4 protein-coding genes and 3 pseudogenes are annotated in these 4,423 nt (G+C 72.7%); 4 read left to right on the forward strand and 3 right to left on the reverse strand.

The window, feature by feature from the left end:
• Positions 1-159, forward strand: a 159-nt coding sequence (locus tag KM933_RS38355) for an SHOCT domain-containing protein (RefSeq protein ID WP_221362171.1), incomplete at its 5' end; no start/stop codon positions are given.
• A 133-nt stretch (positions 160-292) separates the two neighbouring features.
• Here KM933_RS38355 and KM933_RS38360 read toward each other — a convergent pair.
• Positions 293-1,309, reverse strand: coding sequence for an aldo/keto reductase (locus KM933_RS38360; protein ID WP_221362165.1), 1,017 nt, complete (start codon positions 1,307-1,309; stop codon positions 293-295).
• On the reverse strand, positions 1,306-1,770 hold the full coding sequence (locus KM933_RS38365; protein ID WP_221362167.1) for a MerR family transcriptional regulator: 465 nt from the start codon (positions 1,768-1,770) through the stop codon (positions 1,306-1,308). Before KM933_RS38365 ends, KM933_RS38360 begins: the two co-directional genes overlap by 4 nt.
• A gap of 96 nt (positions 1,771-1,866) precedes the next feature.
• Here KM933_RS38365 and KM933_RS40125 point away from each other — a divergent pair.
• The 3 genes and pseudogenes from KM933_RS40125 to KM933_RS40130 all read left to right on the forward strand — a co-directional run.
• Positions 1,867-2,046 (forward strand): annotated as a pseudogene (locus KM933_RS40125) (GNAT family N-acetyltransferase); the annotation flags it as partial.
• 72 nt (positions 2,047-2,118) lie between these two features.
• On the forward strand, positions 2,119-2,940 hold the full coding sequence (locus KM933_RS38370) for a serine hydrolase domain-containing protein (RefSeq protein WP_221362169.1): 822 nt from the start codon (positions 2,119-2,121) through the stop codon (positions 2,938-2,940).
• Between the two features lie 53 nt (positions 2,941-2,993).
• A pseudogene (locus KM933_RS40130) lies at positions 2,994-3,194 on the forward strand (XRE family transcriptional regulator); the annotation flags it as partial.
• Between the two features lie 38 nt (positions 3,195-3,232).
• On the opposite strand, the pseudogene KM933_RS38375 reads toward KM933_RS40130, so the two are convergent.
• A pseudogene (locus KM933_RS38375) lies at positions 3,233-4,423 on the reverse strand (ATP-dependent DNA helicase); the annotation flags it as partial.

A 4,423-nucleotide genomic window follows, 5' to 3' on the forward strand; every position in this document is an offset into this window, starting at 1 on the left:
GCGGCCCCCGCCGGCGGGGCGGGGGCCGCGGTGGAGGCCCGGCGCGACCCGGGGGACGTCGCCGAGCGGATCCGGCACCTCGGGGAGCTGTACTCGGCCGGGCTCGTCACCGATGAGGAGTTCTCGGTGAAGAAGGCGGAGCTGCTGGCCGAGTTGTGAGGTGGGTCGTCCGCGGGTGTGCTGCCTGCGGGTGAGTGGGGCCCCCGGCCTCCGGCCGGGAGCTGCCCCCAGGTCGCGCCCCCGCGGCGGAGCCGCACATGGACACAGCCCCGCGCCCCTTCGGGACGCCCGGCTACTCCCGGCCCGCCGAGGTGAAGGTCATGTCGGCGTAGCGGGTGCCCGCGACCTGCGCCGCGATGGGGTCCAGGAGGGCCAGGTCGGACTCGGTCAGGGCGATACGGGTCGCCGCCGCGTTCTCCTCCACGCGGGCGGGCCTGCGGGTGCCCGGGATGGGGACGACCGGCAGGCCGTGCACCGCCGCCCGCCGGTGGACCCAGGCCAGGGCGATCTGACCGGGAGAGGCGCCGTGGGCCTCGGCCACCGACCGGACCGGCTCCAGCAGGGCCGCGTTCGCCGCCGCGTTGCCGCCCGTGAAGCGGGGCTGCTGACGGCGGAAGTCACCGGCGGTCAGGTCGGTGTCGGCGTTCACGAAGGAACCGGTGAGGAAGCCCCGGCCGAGCGGCGAGTACGGCACCAGGGTCACACCCAGTTCGCGGGCCGCCGGGACGACGCCCGCCTCGATGTCCCGGCTGAACAGCGACCACTCCGACTGGACGGCCGCGATCGGGTGCACCGTCTGCGCGGCGCGCAGTTCGCCGCCCGTCACCTCGCTGAGGCCGAGCTGCTTGACCTTGCCCTCGCGGACCAGGTCGGCCATGACGCCGACGGTCTCCTCGATGGGGACGTTCACGTCACGGCGGTGCATGTAGTAGAGGTCGATCACGTCGACCTCCAGGCGCTTCAGGCTCGCCTCCACGGCCTGCCTGATGTACGGCGCGTCGTTGCGGATGACGCGCCGGGTCGGGTCGTCCGGCGGGATCGCCAGCGCGAACTTCGTCGCGATCACCACCTCGTCGCGGTGCGCCGCGAAGAACGGTGCCAGGAACCGCTCGTTCTCGCCCTGGCCGTAGGCGTCGGCCGTGTCGTACAGGGTGACGCCCAGTTCCAGCGCGCGCTCCAGCGTGGCCCGCGCCTGCCCGGCGTCCGTCGGTCCGTACGCGAAACTCATGCCCATGCAGCCGAGCCCCTGCACGCCGACCTCGGGGCCGTCCGTACCGAGCCGTGCCGTCGCGATCCTGCTGTCCGTCATCGGGACCCCTCCGACGCCAGGGGCCGCCCGGCGTCCGCATAGAAGTTGATCTTCCGGTCGAGCACGGCGAGGGTGCCCTGGAGCTCGGCGATCCTGGCCCGCACGTCCCGCCGCGTCGCCTCCAGGAGCTCGAAGCGGTCGGTGTACGTGTGGTCGCCCTCGCGCACCATCTCCGCGTACCGCACCATGTCGGCGACCGGCATCCCGGTCAGCCGCAGCTTGCCGACCAGGTCCAGCCAGTCGAGGTCGCGGTTGCGGTAGCGGCGCTGGCCCGTGTGCGAGCGGTCGACGTGCGGCATCAGGCCGATCCGCTCGTACCAGCGCAGGGTGTGCGCCGACAGGCCGGTGAAGGCGACGACCTCGCTGATCGTGTACTGGTCCCGGCCGTCCGGGCGCCGCGTGGCGCGCGGTGGGCCTGCGCAGGTGTCGGTCCCGGGCTCCGTGGTCTCCATCACCGTCATGGTCCCCACGCTAAAACCCTGGAGTGCGCTCCAGGCAAGCGGATCACGCCGAAAACCCGACGACACGCGGCCGTCGCGCTCGCCGCCGTGCCGACCATGACTCTCGTACGCCGTGCCGTGCCCGAGGACGCCGGGGAACTGCTCCGGCTGCGTCAGGTGCTGATCGACTCGACGGCCGGGGCGGACACGTCCACCGGCTGGCACGCCGAGTCGCTCAGCACCCTACGGAAGCGGCTGGGCGATCCCGGCGGAGGCCGCGCCGCTGTACGAGTCGATGGGGTTCGTCCGCACGCCGGATCCGCTGATGCGGCTGAAGTTCCGACCGGCGGGGGCCCGTAGGCTCTGCACATGTCTTTGGAGAGCCTCGCGCTGATCGAGAACTGGCCCGTTCCCACCGCTGCCGCCGCCGTCGTACGGGCGGACGGGACCGTGCTCGGAACGCACGGACCCGTGGACCGGCCTTTCGCGCTGGCCTCCGTCACCAAGCCGCTCGCCGCCTACGCCGTGCTCGTGGCGTACGAGGAGGGGGCCGTCGAACTGGACGAGCCCGCCGGGCCCGAGGGGTCCACCGTGCGGCACCTGCTCGCGCACACCGGCGGGCTGGCCTTCGACGAGCACCGGGTGACGGCTGCGCCCGGACAGCGGCGGCTGTACTCCAACGCCGGGTTCGAGCAGCTGGGCGACCACGTGGCGAAGGCGACGGACATCCCGTTCGCGGAGTACCTGCGGCAGGCGGTCCTCGAACCGCTCGGGATGACGTCGACGACCCTCGACGGCTCCCCCGCGAAGGACGGCGTGTCGACCGCCGGGGACCTGGTGCGGTTCGCCGCCGAGGTGCAGGCGCCGCGGCTGCTCGACCCGCGCACGGTCGCGGAGATGATGAGCGTGCAGTACCCGGGGACGAAGGGCGTCCTCCCCGGGTACGGCCACCAGAACCCCAACGACTGGGGCCTCGGCTTCGAGATCCGCGACGCCAAGTCGCCCCACTGGACGGGGGGTTCGTCCTCCCCGCGCACCTTCGGCCACTTCGGCCAGTCCGGCACGTTCCTGTGGGTCGACCCGGACGCGGGCGCGGCCTGCGTGGCCCTGACGGACCGGGCGTTCGGGACGTGGGCGACGGAGGTGTGGCCCGCGTTCACGGACGCGGTGCTGGCGGAGCTGGGGCGCTGAGTTCCGCGTTCACATCACCACGGTGCGACCAAGTGACCACCTTCGGTCATGACGTGGAAGGAACGCCGCGCGGCGTTGGAGGCCGGAGGCACCGGATGGCCCACATGCAAACGCTCGACCCCAGTGCTCCACCCCTCGACCACTACGGCTGGGAGCTGCGCCGGCAGCGTGAGGCGCACGGCCTAGAGGAGAGCCGGCTCGGCGAGATCATCCACTGCACGGGCCCGCTGGTCGGTCAGATCGAGACCACGAAGTCGACGCGTCGTTCAGGGCTCCGGAACGATCGGTGGCGTCATGCCTGGCCGGGATCGAGACCGAGGGCGATTTCGGTGTCCTGACCGCCCCAGCCCTGCGGGGTGCGCCACAGGACGTGGACGCCGAAGACGTCGTGGACGGTGACGCCCGCCCAGTCCTCGGCGGGCGGTTGGGACAACACCAGGTAGAGGCGGTCGGCGGCCGTCGGCAGGGTGTGGTTGACCTCGTGGAGGCGGGTTGCTCCCGAGCGGAGGTCGGTGTACGTGGACAGACCGACGCCCAGGACCTCGTAGAGGAAGCGGCCGTGCTCGGTGGTGCAGCTGACGTCGACCAGCGGCGAGTCGGCCTTCGGCTGCCGGTCGGCTCGCAGCAGGGCCGCCATCAGCTCGAAGCGCACCGCCTCATGGGTCTTGCAGGTGCGGTCGGCCGCGGTCGAGGTCTCCAGGAACCGGAGCAGGTCCGTGCTCGGCCCGGCCGCCGGTGCGGACGTCGGTGCGACGGTGCCGATGGTGGTGGACATGGGGTGGTTCTCCTCCGGCTCGGGCTGCTGTGGCGGTACGGGCGGTTCGCCCCGCCCGGGCAATGCGGGCCCAGGGGGCCGCGCGACGGCGGACTCGGTGTCCCGGGACTCTTGCGCCGGCCGGTCGGCGGTCCCTGCCGCAAGGCGCTGTTCCAGCGTCCGGCGCGCCTCGGCCAGGGACTCGGTCCAGCCGCTGCGCCGCAGTTCCGCCCGGCACCGGTCCAGGTCGGGGGCGTCCGAGGCGAGTGCGCGGTTGGTGTTTGCGGCGAGGTCCCGCAGCAGGCTCAAGCGGTCCCGGTCCGGGGAGCCCAGGACGCGCCAGACGTCCAGCCAGTCCTGCTGATCCAGACGCAAGCAGCGGTTGGCCATGCCTTTGAGTTCCGACAGCCGGGCCCGGGCGTCGTCCGGGACGTTGCCGTCGGCCAGTTCCCCGACGACGGTGAGCGCGCCCACGTACCGCTCGGCCATGGTGGACGAGATGGGCCTGCGTCCACGCTCGTCGACGGTGACGAAGGTGACGTTGGAGGCGTGACGCAGGATCCAGGCGTCCACCTCCGCGCCGGCCCTGGGAGGTGTGGAGCCGTGGCGCACGGCCAGAAGCAGCGGGCGGTCCGTAGTGGGTGAGACCGCCTCGACCTTGTAGTTGCCGCCGGTGGCGTGACCGATCACGCGCACCCTGATGTCGGTGCCGATCCCGGGGGTGTCCCC

The sequence above is a fragment of the Streptomyces beigongshangae genome (assembly GCF_019710745.1).
In the GTDB taxonomy this organism is placed as follows: domain Bacteria; phylum Actinomycetota; class Actinomycetes; order Streptomycetales; family Streptomycetaceae; genus Streptomyces; species Streptomyces beigongshangae.

Coding starts and splice junctions, on each gene's coding strand:
- KM933_RS38360 (WP_221362165.1), bottom strand. CDS start 1,309: ATGACGGACAGCAGGATCGCGACGGCACGGCTCGGTACGGACGGCCCC.
- KM933_RS38365 (WP_221362167.1), bottom strand. CDS start 1,770: ATGACGGTGATGGAGACCACGGAGCCCGGGACCGACACCTGCGCAGGC.
- KM933_RS38370 (WP_221362169.1), top strand. CDS start 2,119: ATGTCTTTGGAGAGCCTCGCGCTGATCGAGAACTGGCCCGTTCCCACC.